At 72.2% G+C, this 23,932-nt stretch carries 14 protein-coding genes and 1 pseudogene; 7 read left to right on the plus strand and 8 right to left on the minus strand.

Annotated elements, in window-relative coordinates; translation table 11 throughout:
- Window positions 1-583 precede the first annotated feature (583 nt).
- A complete protein-coding gene (locus IE257_RS07205) occupies window positions 584-1,357 on the minus strand; it encodes a serine hydrolase domain-containing protein (protein WP_189965802.1) in 774 nt (257 codons plus the stop codon).
- Between the two features lie 183 nt (window positions 1,358-1,540).
- On the minus strand, window positions 1,541-5,146 hold the full coding sequence (locus tag IE257_RS07210; RefSeq protein ID WP_229920177.1) for a S8 family serine peptidase: 3,606 nt from the start codon (window positions 5,144-5,146) through the stop codon (window positions 1,541-1,543).
- Window positions 5,147-5,310: 164 nt separating this feature from the next.
- Between IE257_RS07210 and IE257_RS07215 the strand changes: the two genes are divergently transcribed.
- The 3 genes and pseudogenes from IE257_RS07215 (at window position 5,311) to IE257_RS07225 (ending at window position 9,156) form a co-directional block, all read left to right on the plus strand.
- Window positions 5,311-6,792: an MFS transporter gene (locus tag IE257_RS07215; RefSeq protein WP_189965806.1), complete on the plus strand. Its 1,482-nt coding sequence runs from the start codon at window positions 5,311-5,313 to the stop codon at window positions 6,790-6,792.
- A gap of 4 nt (window positions 6,793-6,796) precedes the next feature.
- Window positions 6,797-7,424, plus strand: a pseudogene (locus IE257_RS07220) (DUF6629 family protein).
- A gap of 91 nt (window positions 7,425-7,515) precedes the next feature.
- On the plus strand, window positions 7,516-9,156 hold the full coding sequence (locus tag IE257_RS07225; protein ID WP_189965808.1) for a GMC oxidoreductase: 1,641 nt from the start codon (window positions 7,516-7,518) through the stop codon (window positions 9,154-9,156).
- Window positions 9,157-9,313: 157 nt separating this feature from the next.
- Here IE257_RS07225 and IE257_RS07230 read toward each other — a convergent pair whose 3' ends face one another.
- The 4 genes from IE257_RS07230 to IE257_RS07245 all read right to left on the minus strand — a co-directional run bounded on the left by IE257_RS07230 (window position 9,314) and on the right by IE257_RS07245 (window position 11,840).
- Window positions 9,314-9,793, minus strand: a complete 480-nt coding sequence (locus IE257_RS07230; RefSeq protein WP_189965810.1) for a carboxymuconolactone decarboxylase family protein — start codon at window positions 9,791-9,793, stop codon at window positions 9,314-9,316.
- Window positions 9,790-10,872 (minus strand): NAD(P)H-dependent amine dehydrogenase family protein, encoded by a 1,083-nt coding sequence (locus tag IE257_RS07235; protein WP_189965812.1) that lies wholly within the window; start codon window positions 10,870-10,872, stop codon window positions 9,790-9,792. Before IE257_RS07235 ends, IE257_RS07230 begins: the two co-directional genes overlap by 4 nt.
- 70 nt (window positions 10,873-10,942) lie before the next feature.
- The gene (locus tag IE257_RS07240; RefSeq protein ID WP_229920178.1) at window positions 10,943-11,140 is read right to left on the minus strand and encodes a DUF6126 family protein; all 198 of its coding nucleotides are present in this window, start codon (window positions 11,138-11,140) and stop codon (window positions 10,943-10,945) included.
- Window positions 11,141-11,156: 16 nt separating this feature from the next.
- A complete protein-coding gene (locus tag IE257_RS07245; RefSeq protein WP_189965814.1) occupies window positions 11,157-11,840 on the minus strand; it encodes a helix-turn-helix domain-containing protein in 684 nt (227 codons plus the stop codon).
- Between the two features lie 202 nt (window positions 11,841-12,042).
- Here IE257_RS07245 and IE257_RS07250 point away from each other — a divergent pair, with 202 nt between their 5' ends.
- Entirely contained in the window at window positions 12,043-13,023 is a 981-nt protein-coding gene (locus IE257_RS07250; protein WP_229920179.1) for a magnesium transporter CorA family protein, read from the plus strand.
- Window positions 13,024-13,041: 18 nt separating this feature from the next.
- Here IE257_RS07250 and IE257_RS07255 read toward each other — a convergent pair whose 3' ends face one another.
- On the minus strand, window positions 13,042-14,595 hold the full coding sequence (locus IE257_RS07255) for an ATP-dependent DNA ligase (RefSeq protein WP_189965816.1): 1,554 nt from the start codon (window positions 14,593-14,595) through the stop codon (window positions 13,042-13,044).
- 191 nt (window positions 14,596-14,786) lie between these two features.
- Between IE257_RS07255 and IE257_RS07260 the strand changes: the two genes are divergently transcribed.
- Window positions 14,787-17,492, plus strand: a complete 2,706-nt coding sequence (locus IE257_RS07260; protein ID WP_189965817.1) for an alpha/beta fold hydrolase — start codon at window positions 14,787-14,789, stop codon at window positions 17,490-17,492.
- The gene (locus tag IE257_RS07265; protein ID WP_030384840.1) at window positions 17,489-18,361 is read left to right on the plus strand and encodes an ABC transporter permease; all 873 of its coding nucleotides are present in this window, start codon (window positions 17,489-17,491) and stop codon (window positions 18,359-18,361) included. Before IE257_RS07260 ends, IE257_RS07265 begins: the two co-directional genes overlap by 4 nt.
- A gap of 465 nt (window positions 18,362-18,826) precedes the next feature.
- On the opposite strand, the gene IE257_RS07270 is transcribed toward IE257_RS07265, so the two are convergent.
- A complete protein-coding gene (locus IE257_RS07270; RefSeq protein ID WP_189965819.1) occupies window positions 18,827-19,780 on the minus strand; it encodes an aldo/keto reductase in 954 nt (317 codons plus the stop codon).
- Between the two features lie 359 nt (window positions 19,781-20,139).
- On the opposite strand from IE257_RS07270, the gene IE257_RS07275 reads away from it, so the two are divergent.
- The gene (locus IE257_RS07275) at window positions 20,140-23,880 is read left to right on the plus strand and encodes a S8 family peptidase (RefSeq protein WP_189965821.1); all 3,741 of its coding nucleotides are present in this window, start codon (window positions 20,140-20,142) and stop codon (window positions 23,878-23,880) included.
- Window positions 23,881-23,932 lie beyond the last annotated feature (52 nt).

Consider the following 23,932-nt stretch of genomic DNA (forward strand, 5'->3'; position numbering starts at 1 on the left):
CACTCCGCGCCCCGAGGACCGCGTCGGGGGGCGAGCCCGACCAGCAGCGCCACGATGTCCGGCCCGTCGGTGAGGCAGGAGGTGAAGGCCTCGTGGTGCAGGGCCCGTGGCGAGCGGCCGCGGCGGACACGGGCGAGGGCCTCGGCGGGTGCCGGTCCCGGTCGACGGGGCACTGGGTGACCGAGAGGCCGGACCTGTTGTAGCCCGAGTGGCAGCGGACCAGTGAGGTGAGGCCCGAGTCGAGGGCCGGTCCCGCGGTGCGGGCGAGGCCGTGGGACGGTGTGGAGCCGGCCGGGGGTGAGCGCGGCGTCCGGCATGTCCGCCACGACGTTCTCGGCGCGTGGTCCCGGACCGTGGCCGGTCCGGGTGAAGGGGCTGATGACGAGGTCGAACTCGTCCCCGACAGCTGCGGGCCGGAGCTCGCCGGCAGGGTCGGTCCAGTAGTGGCCGCTCCTCCACGGGCCCGGTGCGATCTCGTCCCACGGGGAAGACGGTCCGGGTACGTCCCGGTCGCGCCGTCGGGTCCTCTTCACACGGCCGCGAGCTCCTGGGGACGGCCTTCAGAATCTCACACAACAGACTCTCATTCAGGGGCAGTCGGCGCGAAGGCCGCTTCACGGAAGGCGGTGCGCGGCGTACCTCGCCCGGGCGTCGGCAGGAGGACCGCCCAGCGGCGGTGGCGGGGGGAGATCCAGAGGGCCGCGCCACCGTCCTGCGGAGCGTGGTGGGTCCAGACCCCGTGCGGGGCGGGGTCCCAGAGCAGGCCGCGGGCGGGGGTGAGTTCACCGGTGCGGATCCGGAGCGACTCGGTGGTCCAGGCGCGGCTGATGCCCGCAGCGTCCGCAGCGTCCGCAGGGTCCGATGGGTCCACCGGATCCAGGAGGCGGCACAGGAAACGGACGAGGTCGGCGAGGGGCGCGCGGAGGGTGCCGTCGGCGAAGCGGGTGCCGGTCATGCCCAGGGGGTGCCAGACCCGGGTGGCCGCGAGGTCGGCGAGCGGGCTGCCGGAGAGCTGCTCGGCGAGGCGGGTGAGGTGGGTGAGGGCGGCGGTCCCGCCCGGGTGCGTGAGGAGGTGGTGGGCGGTGGTCCCGGCGGGGACGCCCTCGGCGGCCGTGTCCCCGTAGGCGGCGAGCGGCGTGTGCAGCCGCAGGGCGCCCTCGTCGACGAGGCTGCCGATGACCGGCCAGAGCGCGAGGACGCCGCTGAGGGCGTCCACGTCGAAGGCGGTGTCGGCGGGGTGCCCGCCGTCCGAACCCGCCTGTGGTCCCTCGGGTCCGCCGACGGCCCACACCGCCCCGGGGTCGGCGGACTCCACGAGGGCCCGGACGGCGGTGGCCTGGTCGCACAGGGGGGTCATGGTCGCCCACGTTATCGAGCCGGGCGACGGCCTCGCGGCAGGCCGCCGCGGAGTCCGCGCTCCCGCCACCCGAATGCCCCGTGCCCCCGCGCCCCCGCGCCCCCCGTGCCCCCGCGCCCCCGTGCCCCCCAGCAGGAAGGGGCGGGGTGCCCGCCGGCACCCCGCCCCCCGCCTGCTGCCGGACTAGCTCTTGTCCGGGCGGTCCGTCACCCGCAGGGTGTTCAGCAGGGGCTTGCCGAATCCGCTGTGCGTGACGAAGCGGACGTTGAGCACCCCGTCCGTGACCGTGACCGTGTACGTACGGGTCAGGGCCGTGTAGGTGCCCGCCTCCAGGGAGATGTCCAGGGAGGGCAGGACCTGTGTGCCTTCGGCCAGGACGTCGAAGACGCGCTTGTTCGGCTTGGTGGAGGAGAGCTCCGCGAAGCCCAGCTCCACCGTGTAGGTACCGTTCGGCACGTTGTCGAAGCGGTATTCGTACATGCCTTCACGGGCGTTGCGGAACATCCGCTGGTCGTCCGTACCGGCGATGGTGCGGCCGGTGGACTGGACGGTGCCGTTGCCCTGGTAGCCGTAGGAGCCGGCCGTGTACTTGCGGTCCGCGGACCAGGCGTCGCCCAGGCCGTCCGTGGTGGCGTAGCCGGATCCGGCGTCCACCCCGACCTGGTAGCGCGGAACGACGACCTTCACCGGGACGGAGAGGACGGGGGTCCGGCCGCTCGCCGAGGTGATCTTCAGGTCGGCGGTGAGGACCGCCCCCGGGGTCAGTCCGGTGGTGTCCACCGAAAGGGTGACCGGGACCTTCGCGCCGGTCGCGAGGTTGCCGGTCGCCGGTGTGGCGGTCAGCCAGGTCGCGTCCTCGGAGACCGTGAACGCCGTGCCGAGGCCCGGGTTGGTCAGGTCGAGCGTCCGCGTCCGCTGCTGGTTCGCCGGGAGGACGACCTCCACGGACGGCTTGGACGCCGTCACCTTTCCGGTGCGCAGGGACTGGGTCACGGCCGTCACGTCGGCGGCCTTGACGTTGACCGTCGCCGTGGCGGACTCGTACTGGGGCGCCGCCAGCGAGACGGGGAGCGAGCCCGACGGGCTCTGGACGACGTATCCGCCGTCCGCCGCGGTGGTCGCGGAGACCGCCGAGTCACCCGTGCCGACGGTCACCGTGGCGCCCGGGACGCCGTTGCCGTCGTTCGCGTCGAGCACCCGGCCCGCGACCACACCGCTCTTGGTGGTGCGGAAGGCGATGGACAGGCCGTCCGTGATGACGGCGGTGTTGAAGGAGTACTTGAACGCGTCGGTACCGGTCGCGTTCTCCACACCGACGGTGGCCGTGGAGCCACCCTTGATCCCGGTGCCGCCGGTCCCCTTGTAGGAGTAGGAGACGGTGCCGTCCTCGCCGATCGCGGCCGAGAAGGAGAACTTGTCGGCCTGGGCCGACCAGTGGGACACCTGGCGCCACTCGATCACGTAGCTGCGGTGCGGAGCGGTGCCGGTGACGGCGGTGAAGACGCCGGAGCCGCTGCCCGGGGCGCCGACGACCAGGTCGTCCCAGAACGGGTACAGGGCCGCGTTGGGCGTGGCCGTGCTCGGGAGGTCCCCGTTGATGTCGCCGGTGTTGTTCCCGCCGAAGCTGACGGTGCCGTTCGTGCCGATCCAGGCCTGGCCGTACGTCTTGCCGTACAGGGGCAGCGGGAAGGGCAGGTCGACGCGCTCGGTGGTGTTGTCACCGGTGAGCGCGAGCTGGCGGGTGCCCTCGGCGTACGGGCGGTCGCCCGCGGCGGCGCAGGCGTAGCCGTAGCCGTCGGTGCGTTCGGGCAGGTTCACCGCGACGGTGGCATCGCCGGCGACGGTGACCTTCGCCGTGCCGCCGGTGACGCAGCGGGAGGCGTGGGTGGCGTTCACGTCGTACGTGCCGTGCGGCAGGGTGACCTCGAAGCGGCCCTGGGCGTCGGCGGTCGCGGTCACCGGAGTGTCCGCGACGGTGACGGAGGCGCCCGCGGCGGGTCCGGCTGCCGAGGACACCGTGCCGGTGAGCTTGCCGGAGGCGGCCTGGGTGAGGGTGAAGTCGCCCGTGGCGGTGCCGTTCTCGGTCACCGTGGCCGTCGCGGTCTGCTGCCCGTAGCCGAACTTGGCGGCGGTCAGGGTGTAGTCGCCGACCGAGAGGGAGGCGAAGCGGTAGCTGCCGTCGGCCGCGGTGGTGGTCGTACGGTCGATGGGGCCGTCGGCGGTGATCTTGACTCCCGCGACGGGCTGGTCACCGGAGCGTACGGTGCCGCCGAGCGCGCCGATGGCGCCGCGCGGGGCGGCGTTCACGGCGGCGAGGATGTCGAGGCGGCCCTCACCGAAGACGTTGTTGTCCGCGGCGTTGCCACCGCACTGGCTGCTGTCGGTGTCCAGGGCGGTGCCGTCCAGGAGCGACTCGGTCTGCGCGACGTCACCCTCCAGGGCGGGTGCGGCGGACCAGAGCAGGGCCACGGCGGCCGCGGTGTGCGGCGAGGCCATCGAGGTGCCGGAGAAGGCCTCGTACCCACCGCCCGGGACGGAGGAGCGCACGTTCACGCCGGGGGCGGCGATATTCGGCTTGACGATGCCGCCGGGGCCGGAGCCGCGCGAGGAGAACGACGCGATGGCGTTGTTGATGTCGAAGGCGCCGGAGCTGTAGGAGCTGGCGTAGTCGCCGGGCGAGCCGCTGGTGTTGCAGCTCGGGCCGGAGTTCCCGTTGGAGAAGGCCGGGAAGATGCCGGCGGCCCGCCAGGTGTCGACGATCTGCTGGTACCAGGTGTCGCCGCCGCTCCCGCCCCAGGAGTTGTTGACGATGTGCGGGGCGAGGTCGGGACGCGGGTTCTGGCCGCTCGGGTCGGTCGGGGCGACGATCCACTGGCCCGAGGCGAGGAGGGAGGCCTCGGAGCAGGAGTTCGACTCGCAGCCCTTGGCCGCGATCCACTTGGCACCGGGGGCCACGCCGATCTTGTTGGCGCCGCCGTCGTCGCCGACCATGGTGCCCATGGTGTGGGTGCCGTGGTCGTTGTTGTCGCAGGGGGCCGCGGTGGTGCACACGCCCGCCGGGTCGAACCAGTTGTAGGCGTGGTCGTAGGAACCGTCCGCCTTCTTGCCGCGGTACTGGTTGTTCACGGCCGGGTGCGTGTAGTCCACGCCGCTGTCGATGTTGGCGACGACGATGCCCTCACCGCGCACTCCGACCTGGTCCCAGACCTGCGGGGCCTTGATCCTGTCGATGTTCCACTCGATGGCGTCGGCGACGGCCTTCTCCCGCTTGCCCTCGGCGGGCTTGGGGAGGTCGACCTTGTCGTCGGCGTCGATCCGGGCGACCTCGGGGCGCTGGGCGAGGGTCCCGGCGAGCTTCTGGCTGCCGACGACGCGCACGGCGTTCACGATCCAGTACGAGGTGTACTCGGCGCCGGCGCCCTGCAGGGCCTTGACGACCTCGGCCTGACTGCGCGCGGCATGGTCCTTCTTGATCCGCAGAACCGTTTCGGCCTTGGCGGCGCGGGTCTGCTGCTTCCCCGCGGCGGTGAGGTCGGCGGCACTGTCGAGGTAGACCCAGAAGGCGGCCTTGGCGGACTCGTCGAGCTGGGCGCGGAGCTTGGGTTCGATCTTGAGCTCGGCGGCGCTCGGGCCGGGGACCGGATCCGGTGCGGCCACGGCGACCCCGGCGCCGATCGGCAGGAGCAGGACCGAGGTGACGGCGGCGAGCGCCGTGCGTAAGGACCGGGAAGGCCGTGATGGTCCCGCGGATCCTGAGGGTCGTGAGGACCGGTTGTCGCGTTGGGCCACGTGTTGTCTCCTCGTACGCCGTGTGCGGGTTGTGCGGGAAGGGTGTGCGTGACGTGCGCGGGTCATGGTGAACGAGGCGTCATGTTCATTACAAGGGGGGCTTTTCGGCCGTCCTCCGGCGCGCCCCGGTGGCCCGTACCGGCCGGGCGGGCCAGCCTGAAGACATGACTGCGCCCGCCGAGCCGTCCGGAGCCGCTGTCCCGATCGCGTCCGCGCGTGGTCGGTGGATCCTGCTGACCACCGTGCTCGGGTCGACCATGGCCATGCTGGACGGGACCGTGGTGAACGTGGCGCTGCCGCGCATCGGGGAGGATCTCGACGCCGATCTGGCGGTGCTCCAGTGGACGGTGAACGCCTATCTGCTGACCCTGGCCGGGCTGATCCTGGTCGGCGGGTCACTGAGCGACCGCTTCGGGCGGCGCCGGATCTTCGTGCTGGGCGTGGTGTGGTTCGCGGTCGGCTCGCTGCTGTGCGGCATCGCGCCGAACGCCGGGGTGCTGATCGCCGCACGGGCTCTGCAGGGCATCGGTGGGGCGCTGCTGGCGCCCGGCTCCCTGGCCCTGATCCAGGCGTCCATCCGCGCCGAGGACCGGGGCCGGGCGATCGGCCTGTGGTCGGGGCTCGGCGGCGTGGGCGCGGCCGTGGGACCGTTCCTCGGCGGCTGGCTGGTGGACGGGCCCGGCTGGCGGTGGGTGTTCCTGCTGAACGTTCCGCTGGCTGCGGTGTGCGTGCCGGTCGCGTTGCGGCACGTACCGGAATCGCGGGACCCGCAGGCGCACGGGCGGTTCGACGTGGCCGGGGCGGCACTCGGTGCGAGCTCCTTGGGGCTGATCACCTACGCGCTGATCGAAGCCCGGTCCGGAGCGGCGGCGGTGATCGTCGCGGCGGTGCTCGGGGTCCTGCTGGGCATCGCCTTCGTCCTCGTGGAGCGACGGCGGGCCGATCCGATGGTGCCGCCCGACATCTTCGCCTCCCGGCAGTTCACGGCGGTCAACCTGGTGACCCTGTGCGTGTACGCGGCGATCGGCGGGTTCTTCTTCCTCGTCGTGCTCCAGCTCCAAGTGGTGTCCGGCTACTCGGCGCTGGCCGCCGGGGCCGCGATGCTGCCGACGACCCTTCTCATGCTCCTCCTGTCGGCGCGCTCGGGTGAGCTCGGGGAGCGGATCGGGCCGCGCGTCCCGCTCACGGTGGGGCCGCTGCTGTGTGCGGGCGGGACGCTGCTGATGCTGCGGGTGGGGCCCGCGGCCTCGTACGTACAGGACGTACTGCCTGCGATGGTCGTCATGGGCATGGGCCTCGTGGCCCTGGTGGCCCCGCTGACGTCGACTGTGCTCGCCTCGGTGGATCCCGGCCGGGCGGGCCTGGCCAGTGGGATCAACAACGCGGCGGCGCGCGTCGCCGGGCTGCTCGCGGTGGCGGCGCTGCCGCTGCTGTCCGGAATGGGGCCGGAGTCGTACCGCTCGGCGACCCAGTTCGACGCCGCTTTCGGGCGGGCCATGCTCTGGTGCACCGGAGCGTTCGTGGCCGGGGCCGCCCTGGCCTGGGCGACCGTACGCTCCCCCGCGCCCGAGGCCTGCCACCCCCAGTGTCATACGTACTGTGCGGTGTCGGCCCCGCCGCTCGAACCCCGTGAGAAGTCCGGCTGATCCCGTGTGCTGGAGCGCGACGGCCGATCTGCTGGCGGGTGCGGCGATCTCCGCCGCCGGCATCGTGTGCGTGGCGCGGGTGCGGCGGGCCCGTGACCTGCCGGTCGCCGCGCTGCCGCTGCTGCTGGGCGCGCACCAGCTGGTGGAGGCCGCCGTGTGGCCCACGGGCGGCGACTGCTCCCCGGCCGCCACCGCCTGGGGCCGTGATCGCCCTGCCCCTGCTGGCGCTCTGGGTGCCGGCCGGGTTCCTGCTGGCGGCCGCGCCCGAGGCCCGGCGCCGCCTGTGGGGGCCGCTGGCCGCCGGGCCGGCCACCGCCGCAGTGCTCACGTACTGCCTCGCGACCCGGCCGGTGACCGCCGAGATCCGGGGCCACACCATCGGGTACGGCGTGAATGTTCCGTGGATGCCGCTGGTCCTGACGGGCTACCTGTTCGCCACGCTGGGCTCCCTGCTGCTCGGTGGTGACCGGCGGCTGCGGACCTTCGGCCTGGTGCCGGCGGCGGGGGCGCTGGCCTGCTCAGCGCTGTGGCGGCTGGAATTCGCCTCCACCTGGTGCGCCTTCGCGGCGGTCGCGTCGCTGCTGGTCCTGGGCTGGGTCGGACGCCCACCGACCGCTTCCCCTGTCACGTGATCGACCGAAAGTTACCTAGACGTATGTAGTGACTTCACACGCGGGCAGCAGTAGAACTCGTTCCCATTCCACCACGAGTGAGGAACGTCACATGAGCGAAAGATCCCTGCCCAAAAGCGGCTCCAACGGGCTTTCCCGTCGCGGTTTCCTCGGTAGAACAGGTTCCATTATTGGGGCGGTGGCGCTGGCGGGTCACATCACCCCGGCGCATGCGGCGGCCCCACCCGGCCCGATCGCCGACGGAGCCCGCGTACCGGCCCTGGTCATCGGCACCGGCTACGGCGGATCCGTCGCGGCGCTGCGGCTGGCGCAGGCGGGCGTGGACGTGCAGATGATCGAGATGGGCATGTCCTGGGACACCCCGGGCTCCGACGGCAAGATCTTCCCGAAGGTGACCACCCCGGACTACCGCTCCTTCTGGCTGCGCACCCGGACCAAGGCGCCGCTCAGCAACTTCCTCGGCTTCCCCATCGACAAGGACGTCCCGAAGTACACCGGGATCCTGGACGCCGAGGACTTCGCCGGCATCACGGTCTACCAGGGCCGCGGTGTCGGCGGCGGCTCGCTGGTCAACGGCGGCATGGCGGTCACGCCCAAGCGCGCGAACTTCGCCGCAGTCCTCCCCTCGGTGAATGCCGACGAGATGTACGACACCTACTACCCGAGGGCCAATGCCGGCCTCGGGGTCGGCATGATCGACCCGGCCTGGTTCGACACCGCCGACTGCTACCAGTTCTCCCGCGTCGGCCGCAAGCACGCCCAGCGCTCCGGCTTCGCCTGGACCTTCGTGCCCGACGTGTACGACTGGGACTACATGAAGCAGGAGGCCGCCGGCACCGCCACCAAGTCGGCCCTGGCGGGCGAGATCCTCTACGGCAACAACCACGGCAAGAAGTCGCTGGTGCAGACCTACCTCGCCCAGGCGAAGGCCACCGGCCGGGTCGCCATCTCGGCGCTGCACAAGGTCACTTCGGTCTCCCCCGCCGCGGGAGGCGGCTACACGGTCACCATCGACCAGATCAACACCACCGGCGACACCGTGGCCACCAAGACCGTCACCGCCGACCGGGTCTTCTTCGCGGCCGGCAGCGTCGGCACCAGCAAGCTCCTGGTCAAGCTGAAGGCCACCGGGGCGCTGCCGAACCTCAACGGCGAGGTGGGCAAGGGCTGGGGCGAGAACGGCAACGTCATGTGCGGCCGCGCCAACCACATGTGGGACCCGACCGGCAAGCTCCAGTCCACCATCCCCTGCTCCGGCATCGACAACTGGGACGCGGGCGGCGCCTTCGCCGAGGTCGCGCCGCTCCCCACGGGGATCGAGACGTACGCCTCGTTCTACCTGTCGATCACCAAGAACCCGAACCGCGCCGAGTTCACCTGGAACGCGGCGACGGGCAAGGCCGAGCTGAGCTGGCAGACCGCCTGGAAGCAGCCGTCCATCTCCATGGCCAAGACGATCTTCGACAAGATCAACTCGAAGGAGGGCACGATCTACCGGACCGACCTGTTCGGTGCCAACAAGATCTGGAACGACACCCTCACCTACCACCCGCTCGGTGGTGCGGTCCTGAACAAGGCAACCGACAACTACGGGCGCCTGCACGGCTACACCGGCCTGTACGTGATCGACGGCGCGCTCATCCCCGGCAACGCGAGCGTGAATCCCTTCGTCACCATCACGGCACTCGCCGAACGCAACATAGAGAAGATCATCGCCACCGACCTTCCGTAGGGCCGCGTCCTCCCCCCAGCGGCCGGGGCCGTTCGGATCACCCGAACGGCCCCCTTTTTCTGCACACCCCGCGCGCTCCGCGCTCCGCGCCCCCTCCTGGCTCCCGGCTCCCGGCTCCCGGCTCCCGGCTCCCGGCTCCCGGCTCCCGACTCCCGGCTCAGTGCCCGGGCAGCACGCAGACGCTGTCCAGGCCCAGCACGTGGTTGAGGCGGCCGAAGGCCAGCCAGGAGCCGATGCTCATCGTCAGCTCCACGATCTCGAGCTGGCTGTACTGCGCGGTCATCCTGTCCCAGAACTCCTCGTCGAGCCCGTGGTGGTCGAGGGTGTACCGCTCGGCGTACTCCGCCGCCAGCCGGGTCCGCTCGTCGAAGGCGTCGGTCGTACGCCACTCGGCGACCGCGTCGGAGAACTCCTCCTCGACCTTCTCCCCGTCCCGCTCGGTGCGCCAGTCGAGGCAGAAGACGCACCCGTTGATCTGTGCGACGCGCAGCCGGGCCGCCTCGAACTCGCGCAGGCCCAGGGTGGTGTGGGCGTACACCGACAGGGAGAAGTTGGCGGCGGCCATGCCGATGCCGGGGACCATGTCGCCCCACACGTACTCGATCGGGTGCTGGCCTTCAGGGATGTCGATCCTCATGACTGTTTCCTTCCGAGTCTGCCGATGGCGGGGCGCAGCGGGATGTCGAGGGCGTCGTAGAGTCCGGGTTCCGCCTCGACGAGCCAGTCGATGGCGCCGACGAGGCGGCCGACGGCGGTGGCGTTGCCACCCGCCGAGCGGTTCTCGCCCTCGTCGGTGGCCTCGATGGTGACCTCGATGCGCGGGCGGCCCTCGATGACCACCCGGTGGGCTCCGTCGCCGCCGTCGGGCGGCACGGGCCAGTCCGGTGCGCACGAGGGGTGGATGCGGGTGACGTGCTCGATGACGATGCGCGGCTCGCCCTCGACGATGCCCTGCACCTCGAAACGGATCGCGCCCTGGGTGCCGGCCTCGAACTCGCCCATGGTCCGGGTGGTCACCGTGGTGTCGAGCGGCCGTCGGTCCGACGTCTCGCGGATCTCGTCGAGTTCGACCCCGAGCGCGCGGGCCATCATCCGTATCTGCCCGCCCCACACCATGGTCGGGATCGAGGGCATGAGCATCATCGGCTCGTAGTCCATGGGCTGGCCCATGCCCACGAGGTATCGGACGGAGTCGGGCTGGTCGTAGGTGGAGTAGTCGAAGATCTCCTGGCAGCGGATGACGTCGATGGTGGTGCCGAGTCCGCTGAGCAGGAGCGGGAGGACGTCGTTGCCCCACCCCGGGTCGACACCGGAGGCGAAGAGCGATCCGCCGCCCTCCGCGACGGCGGCGAGCACCGGGTCACGGAACTCGGGCGGAGCGCTCCGGTGGTCGTAGAGCGGGTACAGGGCGGGGCTGACGACGACCGCGCCGGACCGGACGGCGCGGGTGATGTCGGCCAGGGCCTCGTCGGGCCGGACGTCCCCGGACGCGGCGTACACCACGGCCTGGGGGCGGGCGGCCAGTACGGCTTCGATGTCGTCGGTGGCCTCGACCCCCAACAGGCGGTCGAGTTCGCCGAGTTCGCCCGCGTCGCGGCCGACCTTGGCTGGATTGTGGACGATGACTGCGCAGAGTTGGAGCGCGGGATGGGCCTCGACGGCACGGATCGCCAGACGGCCCACGTTGCCGGTACCCCAGACAACCGTGGAAATCATGCGCGGAGGGTAGCCACAGGTCCCTCACGTTGCCAGAGTCGCGCGGCCCGAACTCGTCGGCCCGGGCGGGTTACTGGTTCTGGCCACCCAGGACGAAGAGGAGGTAGACGAAGAAGGCGAAGAGGTGGCCGACGAACAGGTAGGCGACCAGCCGGATGATCAGACCGCGCGGGAACTTGGATTCGAAGCGGGCCCGAATGGTCGCGGGCGCGGATACGGTCGCGGGCGCGGGTACGGTCGTGGGCGCGGGCTTCTCGGCTTGGGACATGGGTACGGCTCCTCCGCTATCGGTGATGCGTGGTCGTGGGCGTGGGCGTGGGCGTGGTGGGCGCCGCCGTGGTGGCGCCGCCGAGGCACAGCCCGGCGAGGCTGCTCTGCAGCAGCGTGTGGACGAAGAGCAGGTCGGCCCCGCCCGAGGAGGCCGCACCGATCCGGTGCGGTGTGAGCGAGTCGAAGTGGGCGCTGTCCCCCGGCTCCAGCAGGTGCTCGGCCTCGCCCAGGTGCAGCCGCAGCCGCCCGTCCAGGACGTACAGCCATTCCTCGCCGGGGTGTACGCGGACCAGCTCGTCCTGGCTGCGGCCGTGCGGCACGTGCACGCGCAGCGCCTGCATACCGCGGCCGGAGCCGCCCGCCTGCCAGTACGTCCAGCCGTCGGCCTCGCGGGCGCCGGGACCGCCGGCCCGTACGATGGGATCCGCGGCGGCGGGGGTCTCGCCGAGCAGCTCGGAGACGGTCGTGCCGTAGGTGCGGGCGAGTCCGAGCAGGAGCGGCAGCGAGGGCTGGCGCCGGCCGGTCTCCAACCGGGACAGGTGGGCGGGCGAGAGCCGGGCCCGTGCGGCGGCGGCCTCCAGAGTGAGTCCGGCGCGGCGGCGCAGGTCCCGCAGCTGCGGGGCCACGGCGGTCAGCTCGTCCGCCGGTTCGTCGGTACCGGCCGTGCCGTCGGGGCCGGTGTCGGATCCGGGTGTCATACCCCCGATTGAGCCAGATTCTTGCCTTCCTGGCAAACCTCCTTGCCTCTGAGGCAAATCACAGGCGAAGCAGCTCGGCCCTCACCTGTTCGAGGGCACGTTGCCCGGCGAATGCGTCACCACGGTTGCATGGGGTCCCGCTCCGTACAGGCTGGGAGGCACCGCACCGGAACACCCACGGCGAGGGACGATGATCGTATCGATGATGTCCATGCCGGAGGGCACCCTGACGCGGGGCCACGTGTCGGAGGCACGCGAGCGTCTCGCCACGTCCCGCTTCCTCTTCGTGGACGTGGAACTGCCCGAGGAGAGCGCACCCGGCGAACAGCCGATCGCCCATCTGCTCGGCCTGGAGGCCGAGGACGTGGCGTGGCTGGGGCGGGAGGAGGAATCCGTCCGGGCGGAGATCTTCGGGGACGGCGGCGCCTTCGTCGTGCCCGCGGTCGACACGGACCGGGTCATCCGTGTCCACGCGCTGGTGACCGAGCGGTACCTCCTCACCGTGCACCGGGGGCCGGCCCCCCTGATCGGGAACGTCACCGCCCGCTTCCCGCTCGAAAGCCCGTCGGACTCCGTGGCCATGCTGTTCCTGCTGCTGGACGAGGCGATGGAGACATACCGCCGGGCCGCCGTCCAGGCCCTGCTGGAGGTGGAGGACCTGGAGGACGAAATGTTCCGCCGCCGCCAGCCCGAGCAGCTCTACCGTCTGGCACGGCTGCGGCGCACCGCGGCCCTGCTGCACCACACCCTCCTCCCCTACCACCGGGTGGCGGAGGAGACCGTCACGCGCCGGGTGATGAACCGCGGCTTCCAGGAGGAGCGTCAGCGGCTCGTCCGCGAGTACCGGCGCACCGCGAATGTGGTGCTCGCGGACATCGAGTCCCTTCAGGAGTCCGCCCGCCGGGCCTTCGGCAGCTACTCCTCCCTGGTGTCGGGCGACCAGAACGGCGTGATCAACCGCCTGGCGGTGGTATCGACGATCTTCCTGCCGCTGACCTTCCTGACCGGGTTCTTCGGCATGAACTTCGCCTACCTGACGGACGAGCTGGAGAGCAGGGCCGTCTTCTGGCTGCTCGCCGTGGGCCTGCAGGTGGTCTTCCTGCTCATCGCCCTCTACGTGCTCCACCGCACCCGCCTGTGGCGCAGACTGCGCGAGGACGACGGCGACCTCGACGACGAGTAGCGCGGCCGTTCCTCGGACTCAGGCCGTCTCTTTCGGATCTTGCCCGGCCCACGCCGCCAGGACCGTGTCCACCGTGTCCGACTCGGCCGCGGACTTGTCCGGGCGGTGGCGCAGGACGCGCGCGAAGCGGAGGGCCACTCCGGCCGGGTAGCGGGAGGAGCGCTGGAGGCCGTCGTAGGCGATCTCGACGACCAGTTCCGGGCGGACCCGGACGGTGAAGCCGTCGTCCTCGACCGCCAGCTCGCGCAGGCGCTGCGTCTGCCAGCGCAGCATCTCGTCGGTGAGCCCCTTGAAGGTCTTGCCGAGCATGGCGTACGCCCCGTCGGCGGTACGCGCACCCAGGTGCAGGTTCGACAGCAGGCCGGTGCGCCGCCCGTGGCCCCATTCGGCGGCGAGGACCACCAGGTCCAGGGTGTGCACCGGCTTCACCTTGAGCCAGTGCTTGCCGCGCCGGCCGGCCGCGTAGGACGAGTCCAGCGCCTTGACGACGACCCCCTCGTGGCCGCGGCGCAACGTCTCGGCCCAGAACTCCTCGGCCTCGGCCCCCTGCTCGCCCGGGGCCTCGACGGCGAGGCGGCGGACCCGGGCGCCCTCGGGAACGAGCGTGGTGAGGGCCGCGTACCGCTCGCGCACCGGCAGGTCGAGGAGGACGTCCTCGCCCACGGCCAGGACGTCGAAGAAGTAGGGGGCGACCGGGAGGGTGCGGCGGGCGGCCTCGACGTCGACCCGGGAGCCGACGCGGCTCGCGATCTCCTGGAAGGGGACGGGGCGGCCGTCCGCCGCCCGTCCGATCACCTCCCCGTCGAGGATGAACCGCTCCCCCGGCAGTGACCGGGCCAGTTCCGCCACCTCCGGCAGCCGCCCGGTGATCTCGTCCAGGGAGCGCGTGTAGATCCGTACGTCGTCGCCCTCGCGGTGGACCTGGACGCGAATCCCGTCCAGCTTCTCCTCCACCGCGCACGGCCCGAGCGCGGCCAGCGCCTCGGCGACCGACTTCGCCGTGCCCGCCAGCATCGGCTGTACGGGCTGCCCCACGCGCAGCGTGACCGTCCGCAGGGCCTGCTCGCCCTCGGCCAGTACGGCGACCGCCACCCGGGCCAGCGAGCCGTCCAGCATCACCGCCCGGCGCAGTGCGGCGGCCGGTACCCCGGCGGCCGCGGCCACGCCCTCCAGCGCCACCGCGTCGAGCGCACCCTGGCGCACCTCGCAGGACAGCAGGCTGCGCAGGAACGCCTGCTCGGCCCCGGTGGCCCGGCCCAGCAGGTCGGCGACGATCCGGCCGCGCCGCGCCACGGACCCCGCGCCCGCGACCTCGACCAGTTCGCCGACGGCGGTGTCGACGTCCCGGACGGTCAAGCCGGGGTCGGCCGCCGGTTCGATCTCCCGGCCGAGCGTGCGCCAGCCGATGCCCGGGCGGCCCTGCGGGAGGCGCCCGGAGAGATAGGAGATGACCAGGCCGGCCTCCTCGGGGGGCGCGGCGGCGAAGAGCTCGGCGAGCAGGGCGGTCTTGCGGGACCGGGCGGCGGTCTCGGCGACCTCCCGGGACACGCGTGCGACGTCGGCCAGCAGCATGCGGCCATCCTGCCGCGCCCGGACGTACCGCGCAGGTCGGGCGCGCAGGTCGGGTGCACAGGTCGGGTGCACAGGTCGGGCGCGCATACCGCAGGTGCGGTACACCGGGGGCGCCTCATGGTCCTTGAGAAGGTCCGGGGTTACGCCTGTGGGTGCTCGGACCCCGGGTACCCGCCCTTTAGGGTGCCAATATGAAGCTCCGAATGCCCCGGCGCCGCCGAGACCGTCTCCTCGCGGGCGCCGCCGCGCTCGCCGTCGTGGCGGGCGCCGGTACGTTGACGGCCGCGTCCGCGTCCGGCGACGCGCCCCCGGTGCACCGCGAGGACCAGGTCCTGTCCATGCCCGGTGCCGGGATCGACACCTCCTATTTCACTGCGGGCGGCGGTGCGGAAAAGCGTCCCGCCGTGCTCCTCGGGCACGGTTTCGGCGGCAGCAAGGACGATGTCCGCGAGCAGGCCGAGCGCCTCGCGCGGGACGGGTACGCCGTGCTGACCTGGTCGGCGCGCGGCTTCGGCCGTTCCGAGGGCCGGATCGGCCTGAACGACCCCGAGCACGAGGTCAAGGACGTCTCCCGGCTCATCGACTGGCTCGCGGCCCGGCCCGAGGTGAAGCTCGACGCGGCCGGTGATCCGCGCGTCGGCGTCTCCGGGGCCTCGTACGGTGGCGCGATCTCGCTGCTCGCCGCCGGTCACGACCGGCGGGTGGACGCGATCGCTCCGGAGATCACCTACTGGAACCTCGCGGACGCCCTCTTCCCGAACGGCGTGTTCAAGAAGCTGTGGTCCGGCATCTTCTTCACCAGCGGCTCGACCGACGGGATGCAGCAGGCCGTACCGGGGCAGCGGTCCGGTCCGGCGGCCGCGCCCGGCTGCGGGCGCTTCCAGCCCGAGCTCTGCGCGATGTACGAACGCGTAGCGGTGTCGGGCCGGCCCGATCCCGAGGCCCGCGCCCTGCTGGAGCAGCGCAGTCCGTCGGCCGTCGGTGACCGGATCAAGGTGCCGACCCTGATCGTGCAGGGCCAGGAGGACTCCCTCTTCCCGCTGGACCAGGCCGATGCCATGGCCAAGGCCATCGCGGCGAACGGCGCACCCGTCTCCGTGGACTGGGCGGCCGGCGGTCACGACGGCGGCATGCGCGAGGCCGACCGGGTCGAGGCCCGGGTGGCCTCCTGGTTCGACCGCCACCTCAAGGGGGACGAGGGCGCCGACACGGGCCCGGCGTTCCGGGTCACGCGCTCCGGGGGCATCGACTCCACCGACGGCGAGGTCACGCTGCGCGGCGCGAGCGGCGAGCGCTACCCCGGTCTGGTGTCCGGCCCGCGCGATTTCGCCCTGACCGGACCGGAGCAGACCTTCGCCAATCCGGCGGGCGGCGCGCCTCCCGCCCTGTCCGCGCTGCCGGGCATCGGCGGGCAGCTCGCCGCCTTCGGGGCCGGGCTCTCGCTGGACTTCCCCGGGCAGAACGCCCGGTTCGAGACGGCGCCGCTCACCGAGGACCTGCGCATCACCGGCACCCCGACCCTCACCCTGAAGGTGAGGTCGACGGCTGCCGACGGTTCGGCCGTCCTGTTCGGCAAGGTGTACGACGTGGGGCCGGACGGCCGACAGCAGGTGCTGCCGAGCCAGCTGGTCGCCCCCGTGCTGGTGGAGAACGCCCAGCAGGGCACGACCGTACGGCTGACGCTGCCCGCGATCGACCACAGCGCCCCGGCCGGGCACCGACTGCGGCTGGTGGTCGCCGCGACCGACCTCGGCTACGCGACCCCGGCGGCACCGGCCTCCTACACCGTCGCGGTGGAGGGCCCGCTGGCCGTACCCGTCGCCGCGGAGGTACGGACCGCCGCGGCCGGGTTCCCCGCCTGGACCTGGTGGCTGCCGCTGGGCGCGCTGGCACTGGCCGCGGCGCTGCTGGGCATCCGGCGCCCCGGCCGCGGGCCCAAGGGGCCGCGGTCCGGCGGGGCGCAGCCGGACGCCGCGCTGGCCGACGTACCGCTGGAGATCAGCGGTCTGACGAAGCGGTACGCGAAGTCGCAGGACCGGTACGCGGTGCGGGACCTGTCCTTCCGCGTGGAGAAGGGCCAGGTGCTGGGGCTGCTCGGGCCCAACGGGGCCGGGAAGACCACCACCCTGCGGATGCTGATGGGGCTGATCTCGCCGGATGCCGGGGAGATCCGGGTGTTCGGACACCCGGTACGGGCCGGCGCGCCCGTGCTGTCGCGGGTCGGGGCCTTCGTGGAGGGTGCCGGATTCCTGCCGCACCTGACCGGCCGCGCCAATCTGGAGCTGTACTGGCAGGCCACCGGCCGGCCGGCCGAGGACTCGCACATGGCCGAGGCCCTGGAGATCGCCGGGCTCGGCGATGCGCTGGAGCGCGCGGTACGCACGTACTCGCAGGGCATGCGGCAGCGGCTGGCCATCGCTCAGGCCATGCTCGGCATGCCGGACCTGCTGATCCTCGACGAACCGACGAACGGCCTGGACCCGCCGCAGATCCGGGAGATGCGGGACGTCATGATCCGCTACGCCGCGGGCGGGCGGACGGTCATCGTCTCCAGCCACCTGCTGTCGGAGGTGGAGCAGTCCTGCACGCACCTGGTGGTCATGGACCGCGGGCAGCGGGTGGCGGCGGGCGAGGTCGCCGAGATCACCGGTGGCGGGGACACGCTGCTGGTGACGCTGGCGGGGCCGGTGGACGAGGTGAGCGTCGAGAAGGTCGCGGCGCTGGAGGGAGTGGGTTCCGTGGTGGTCGCCGACGACGGGCTGCTCGTACGGCTCGAAGGCGCGACGGCCACGGGGCTGATCGCCGAACTCGTACGGCTGGAGGTGCCGGTGACCGGAGTGGGACCGCACCGGCGACTTGAGGACGCGTTCCTCACCCTGATCGGAGGTGCGGCATGAGCACGGCGACGACGGTGCAGGAGGTGGCCCCGGGCTACCGGGCGAGCCGCACGCTGCCGCTGCGCGTGGAGGCGCTGCGGCAGTGGCGCCGGCGGCGGACGCTGGTGATGGGCGGGGTGCTGGCCGCACTGCCCTTCATCATGATCATCGCGTTCGCGGTGGGTGGCGGGCCGGACGGCGGACGCGGCGGGAACAACCGGATCACCCTGATCGACACGGCGACGGCCTCCGGCGCGAACTTCGCCGCGACCTGTCTGTTCGTCTCTGCCGGCTTCCTGCTGGTGGTGCCGGTGGCGCTGTTCTGCGGGGACACCGTGGCCTCCGAGGCGAGCTGGTCCTCGCTGCGCTATCTGCTGGCCTCGCCGGTGCCACGGGCGCGGCTGCTGTGGAGCAAGCTGGTGGTGGCGCTGGGCTTCAGCCTGGCGGCGATGGTGCTGCTGCCGGTGGTGGCGCTGGCGGCGGGCACGGCCGCGTACGGCTGGGGGCCGCTGAAGCTCCCGGCGGGCGGGGCGCTGGCGGCCGGGGACACGGTGCCGAGGCTCGCGCTGGCGGTGGCCTTCATCTTCGTGTCGCAGCTGGTGACGGCGGGCCTGGCGTTCTGGCTGTCGACGCGGACGGACGCGCCGCTGGGCGCGGTGGGCGGGGCGGTCGGGCTGACGATCGTCGGCAACGTCCTGGACGCGGTGACCGCCCTCGGGTCGTGGCGGGAGTTCCTCCCGGCGCACTGGCAGTTCGCGTGGGCGGACGCCCTGCAGCCACAGCTGGAGTGGGGCGGGATGGTCAAGGGGGCGGTGGTGTCGGTGTCGTACGCGCTGGTGCTGTTCGCCCTCGCCTTCCGCGGGTTCTCCCGCAAGGACATCGTGTCCTGAGTCCACCGGGACACAGGACACAGGGACGGCCCACGGACCCGGCGCGCAGCCGGAGTCGTGGGCCGTTCCCGTGGTCCGTCCGTGGCAACGCGGCCGCACCCGAGTGTGGCAAGGGGCCGATCGCCCTCGGCACGCTGAACAATCGCGGTCATCACGTGAGCGGGGACCTGGACCACCCCGACCGGGATCCCGAGCGGCGCGAGCTCGTCGCCGAGGCGCAGAACCGTTCGGGGTGGTGCTCCCCTGCATCGACTCGACGGTCGCGAGCCCGGGCGCCGACCCCGTTTCCGACACCATGAACCACCCGCAGATCCGGGTCGCCGCCGACGAGTTGCGCGCCAACGCAGGCCTGGCGCCCCTCGTGAAGAAGGGCGCCCTGGCCGTCGTCGGCGCCTGGTACTCGCTGGACACCGGCAAGGCGGACGTCCTGACGGGTGCTCCCGTCCGAAGACGGCCCAGCAGGTGTCACTCGGGCTTCTGCGCCCCCGGGATCGCGTCGATCGCAGCCAGCAGTTCCGCATCCAGCGGGCGGTCGGCGACGGCCGCGTTGGCCCGTACCTGCTCCGGGGAGGTGGCTCCCGCGATGACGGAGGCGCAGCCGGGCTGGGCGGAGAGCCAGCCGATGGCGAGTTCGAGGACGGTCCGGTCGTGCTTCTCGCCGAGCGCGGCCAGCGCTTCGACGACGTCGAGGCGCGCCTCGGTGACGTACGAGTCGCGGCCTTCGAGGCGGGAGCCGGCCGGTACGGCCGCACCCCGGCGGATCTTGCCGGTCAGCAGGCCGTTGGCGAGCGGGAAGTACGGGAGCACGCCGACGCCGTAGTGGAGGGCAGCCGGAACCAGCTCGCGCTCGACCGACCGCTCCAGCAGCGACCACTCGTTCTGGGCGGACACGAAGGGGACCGAGCCGGTCTCGCGGGCGACGTGGGCGGCTTCGGCGAGCTGCCAGCCGGAGAGGTTGGAGTGGCCGATGTAGCGGACCTTGCCCTCGGCGACGAGCTCGGTGAGCGCGGCCAGGGTCTCGGCGATCGGGGTGGCCGGGTCGGGGCTGTGCAGCTGGAAGAGGTCGATGTGATCGGTGTCGAGGCGGCGGAGGGACTCCTCGACGGCCCGCCGGATGTACGCGCGGCCACCGAGCGAGCCGGCGGCCGGCCCGTACTTCATGTCCACGCCGTCGTAGCCGAACTTGGTGGCGAGGACGACCTGGTCGCGACGGCCCTTGAGGGCCTGCCCGAGGTGGACCTCGGAGCCGCCGGCGCCACCGTAGATGTCGGCGGTGTCCAGGAGGGTGATGCCCGCGTCCAGGGCGGCGTCGACGACAGCGCGGGTGGCCTGGGCATCCAGTCGGCCACCGAAGTTGTTGCAGCCGAGGCCGACGGCGGAGACCTGCAGTCCTGAACTGCCCAGGGGGAGATAGCGCATGCGTTTCGTTCCTCCGACTCGACGGGTACATGATCAACGAACGGCCAGTCTAGGCGGCTCGCTCGGGCCGAGGAACGAAAATCCGGGCAGCCCGGTGTGAACGCCGTATGACACCTGCTGGGCGTCGCCTCCGAGCCCGGGCTCCCGGGCCTGCCCCCCGGTCCCGGGCAGATCCGCCCTTGCTGCCCCGCCGGTTCTCGTCGTTGTCGTCGGCCCCTCAAGGGCGCCTCGCATCCCCGCCCGCAAAGAGCAATCTTGTCTGGATCCGGTCGAGTTGCGACTGACAAATGCTTGCCATGGCGAGGACTTGCCGCTCCCCGGCCTTCACGTCGGCGCTGCCCGGTCGATAGACCCATGGCATGTTCTCCTCCTCTCAGTCCTCCGCCTTCTTCCGGCGCGGGCAGCGGCGCCGGCGGCTGATCGCGGCCGCCGCCGCGGTGCCTCTGCTGGCGTCGGGGCTCGCGGTCCTGCCAGCGCCCGCGCAAGCCTCCCCGGGCAAGCCCACCGTTCCCGCCGGGCCTTCGGCGACCCACCAGGTCACGCTGGTCACCGGCGACGTCGTCACGGTCACCACGATGGCCGACGGCAAGCAGACCGCCGAGGTCGACCGGCCGGACAGCGCCGTCGGCGGCGTGAAGATCCAGCAGATCAAGGGCGACCTGTTCGTCGTCCCGGACGAGGCCGTGCCGCTGCTGGGCGCGGACAGGCTGGACCGGCGGCTGTTCAACGTCACCGACCTGATCGAGATGGGCTACGACGACGCGAAGTCGGCCGCGGTCCCGCTGATCGCGACGTACGCCCGGACGAGGTCCGGTGCGGTCGTCGAGCCGACGGCCCCCCGGGGCAGCCGGCTGACCCGCAGTCTCAAGAACATCGGCGGTGCCGCGCTCAGCACCGAGAAGGGGCAGGCCCGTACCTTCTGGAGTTCGCTCGCTCCGCAGGGCGGCACGGCGTTGGGCGCCGGTGTGGCGAAGCTGTGGCTCGACGGTCGGGTGAAGGCCAGTCTGAAGGAGAGCGTGCCGTTGATCGGCGCGCCCGAGGCCTGGGCGGCCGGCTACACCGGCAAGGGGGTCAAGGTCGCGGTGCTCGACACCGGGATCGACGTCGACCACCCCGACTTCGCCGGCCTGATCGACGGCACGGCCAGCTTCGTACCGGGTGAGGCCGTCACCGACGTCAACGGCCACGGCACGCACGTGGCCGGCACGATCGTCGGCTCGGGCGCCGCCTCCGGAGGCGACAACAAGGGCGTCGCTCCCGGCGCGGACCTGTACGTCGGCAAGGTGCTCGGCGGCGCGGAGGGCTACGGCCAGGACTCCTGGATCATGGCCGGCATGCAGTGGGCCGCCGAGTCCGGTGCGGACGTCGTCAACATGAGTCTCGGCGACTCGTACCCGACGGACGGCAGCGATCCGATGTCGCAGACGGTCGACGCGCTGTCCGCTCAGTACGGCACGCTGTTCGTCATAGCCGCCGGCAATTCGGGACCGGAGAGCATCTCCGCACCGGGGGCCGCCGCCTCGGCGCTGACCGTGGCCGCCACGGACAAGCAGGACCGGCTCGCGAGTTTCTCCAGCACCGGCCCGCTGACCCACTCCGGCGGCATGAAGCCGGACATCGCGGCGCCCGGCGTGGACATCACCTCGGCCCGCTCGTCCCGGATGACCGATGGCGGCGAGGGTTCCTACCGCACCATCAGCGGCACTTCGATGGCCACCCCGCACGTGGCCGGCGCGGCAGCGATCCTGGCCCAGCAGCACCCGGACTGGACCGGCGCACAGCTCAAGGAACACCTGATGAGCACGGCGAAGGGCCTGGACGGCGGGTACTCGCCCTACGAGGTCGGTACGGGCCGACTCGATGTGGCCGCTGCCGTGCGGGCCACGGTCCGCGGCACCGGATCGCTCTTCTTCGGCAACTACACCTGGCCGCACGAGCCGAGCGACGTCGCCGTCACCAAGGACCTGACCTTCACCAACACCGGCTCCACCGACGTCACGCTGAACCTGTCGCTGTCCGGCGGCGGCCCGTTCACCCTGGGAGCGACCAAGGTGACCGTCCCGGCGAGCGGCACCGCCGCCGTCGCGGTGACCGGTGACCCGGGGGCCGCCCCGGCAGGCCGGCACGTCGGCTACGTGAGCGCCACGGACGCGGCGACCGGGCAGCCGGTGACCCGCACCTCCGTGGCGCTCCTCGAAGAGGACGAGCGCTACGACCTGAACATCAAGCTGGTCGGACGGGACGGCAGGCCGGCCGCCGGCTGGGTCGGAGTGAACCTCGCCGGTGACGTCTGGCCGTGGTCGCTCTACGTCGACGGATCGACCACCATGCGCATGGCACCGGGCACGTACACCGTCGCGGGGTACCTCGACGTGGCCGGCGAGAAGGCGGACCGTTCGGGACTGGCCGTGCTGGTCGCCCCGGAGACAGTGCTCAAGGGCGGCTCCGCCGACGTGGTGCTCGACGCGAGCAGGGCGCGCCTGCTGCAGACCGAGGCACCGGAACGCACCGAGGACCGCCAGCGCAAGGTCGACTTCAACGTCCACTACAAAGGACTCGACCCGTACCTGGACTACCGCAGCGCGTACGTGCTGCCGCCGATGTACGACGACGTCTACGTCTCACCGACGGAGCCGATGAAGCAGGGCGAGTTCATGCTGACCACCCGTTGGCGCAAGGGTGAGCCGCAGCTCGGCCTGAGCACGCCGGACGGCCGGCTCCGGCTGGACGCGCTGGTGCAGGCGGGCAGCGCCCTGGGTACCGCCACGGACAGGCTGGACCTCGTCCACGCGGGCAACGGCGCGGCGGCCGCGTACGGGAAGGTCAAGGCCAAGGGCAAGGTGGTCGTCGTCGACCGCAGCGACGAGGTCGCGCCGCAGGAGCGGGCCGAGGCCGCGGTCGCGGCCGGGGCGAAGGCGCTGATCGTGGTCAACGACGGCGTCGGGTCTCTGTCGGAGTACGTCGGCGAGTCGGTCATCCCGGTCGCCTCCGTGCACCGTGACGCGGGCAAGGCCCTCGTCTCGATGGCCAGGAGCGGCAAGGACAAGCTGACCGTCAAGCAGACCCGGTACACGCCGTTCGTCTACGACCTGACGCGGGACTACCCCGGCCGGGTGCCGGACCGGGCTCTGGTCTACCGGCCGTCCAAGGGCGACCTCGCCCGGATCGACGCCCGCTACTACTCCGCTGCGGGCGGCCGGGCGGCGGAGGGTTACCGGTCCGACTTCACCCTCAGCCCGTCGTTCAACCTTCCCGAGATCGAGTGGCACCCGGGCACCCGCACCGAGTGGGTGACTCCGGGCCAGGTCTGGAGGGAGTTCCACACGCAGGGCGTCGACGGGACCCTGCCCTGGTCGATGGTGTCGGGCGACAACACGTATGCCAAGGGCAGCACCACCCGGCTGGACTGGTTCGCCCCGGCGACCCGGCCCGGGCAGAGCGAGTCCTTCGGCGTGTACAACTCCCGCTGGCAGAACTACATGACCTGGAACGTCCAGGCGTGGGCCTCCGCCAGCGACAGAATGCGGCTGGGCGGGTACCTGCCGTGGGGTGAGACGCCCTCCCGCCTGCAGATGTTCCAAGGTGACAGGCTGATCCACGACAACCGGGTCAGCGGCGACATGCAGTGGCAGGAGGTGCCGGCGGGCAAGCTGCCCTACCGCGCCGTCCTCGACGCGGAGCGGCCCGGCGACGTGTTCCGGCTGTCGACGCGCACCCACACCGAGTGGACCTTCATGTCCGACACCGTCGACTCGGACTCCTTCGAGCCGTTCTCGGTGCTCAACCTGGACTACGAGCTGGAGTCGGACCTGCACGGCGACCTCAAGGCCGGTGGGAAGCAGCAGATCGCGCTGAAGCCGGTGTCCATGGACCTCGGCACCGTGCCGGGCACCGTCGCCGCGGTGGCGCTGGAGGTCTCGTACGACGACGGCGCCACCTGGCAGAAGGTGAGCCTGGCCAAGGGCGCCGGCGGCTCCTGGACGGGCTCGTTCACGGCGGACAGGAAGCCCGGCGGCTTCGTCTCGCTGCGCGCGAGTGCCGCGACGGACAGCGGCTACAGCGTCAAGAACGAGATCATCCGGGCGTACGGCCTGCGATGAACCGTAGTGTCGGGCCCCGGGGCGGCGACTCCTCGGGGCCCTTCCCGTCAGA

The sequence above is a fragment of the Streptomyces avidinii genome (assembly GCF_014650695.1).
GTDB lineage: Bacteria > Actinomycetota > Actinomycetes > Streptomycetales > Streptomycetaceae > Streptomyces > Streptomyces avidinii.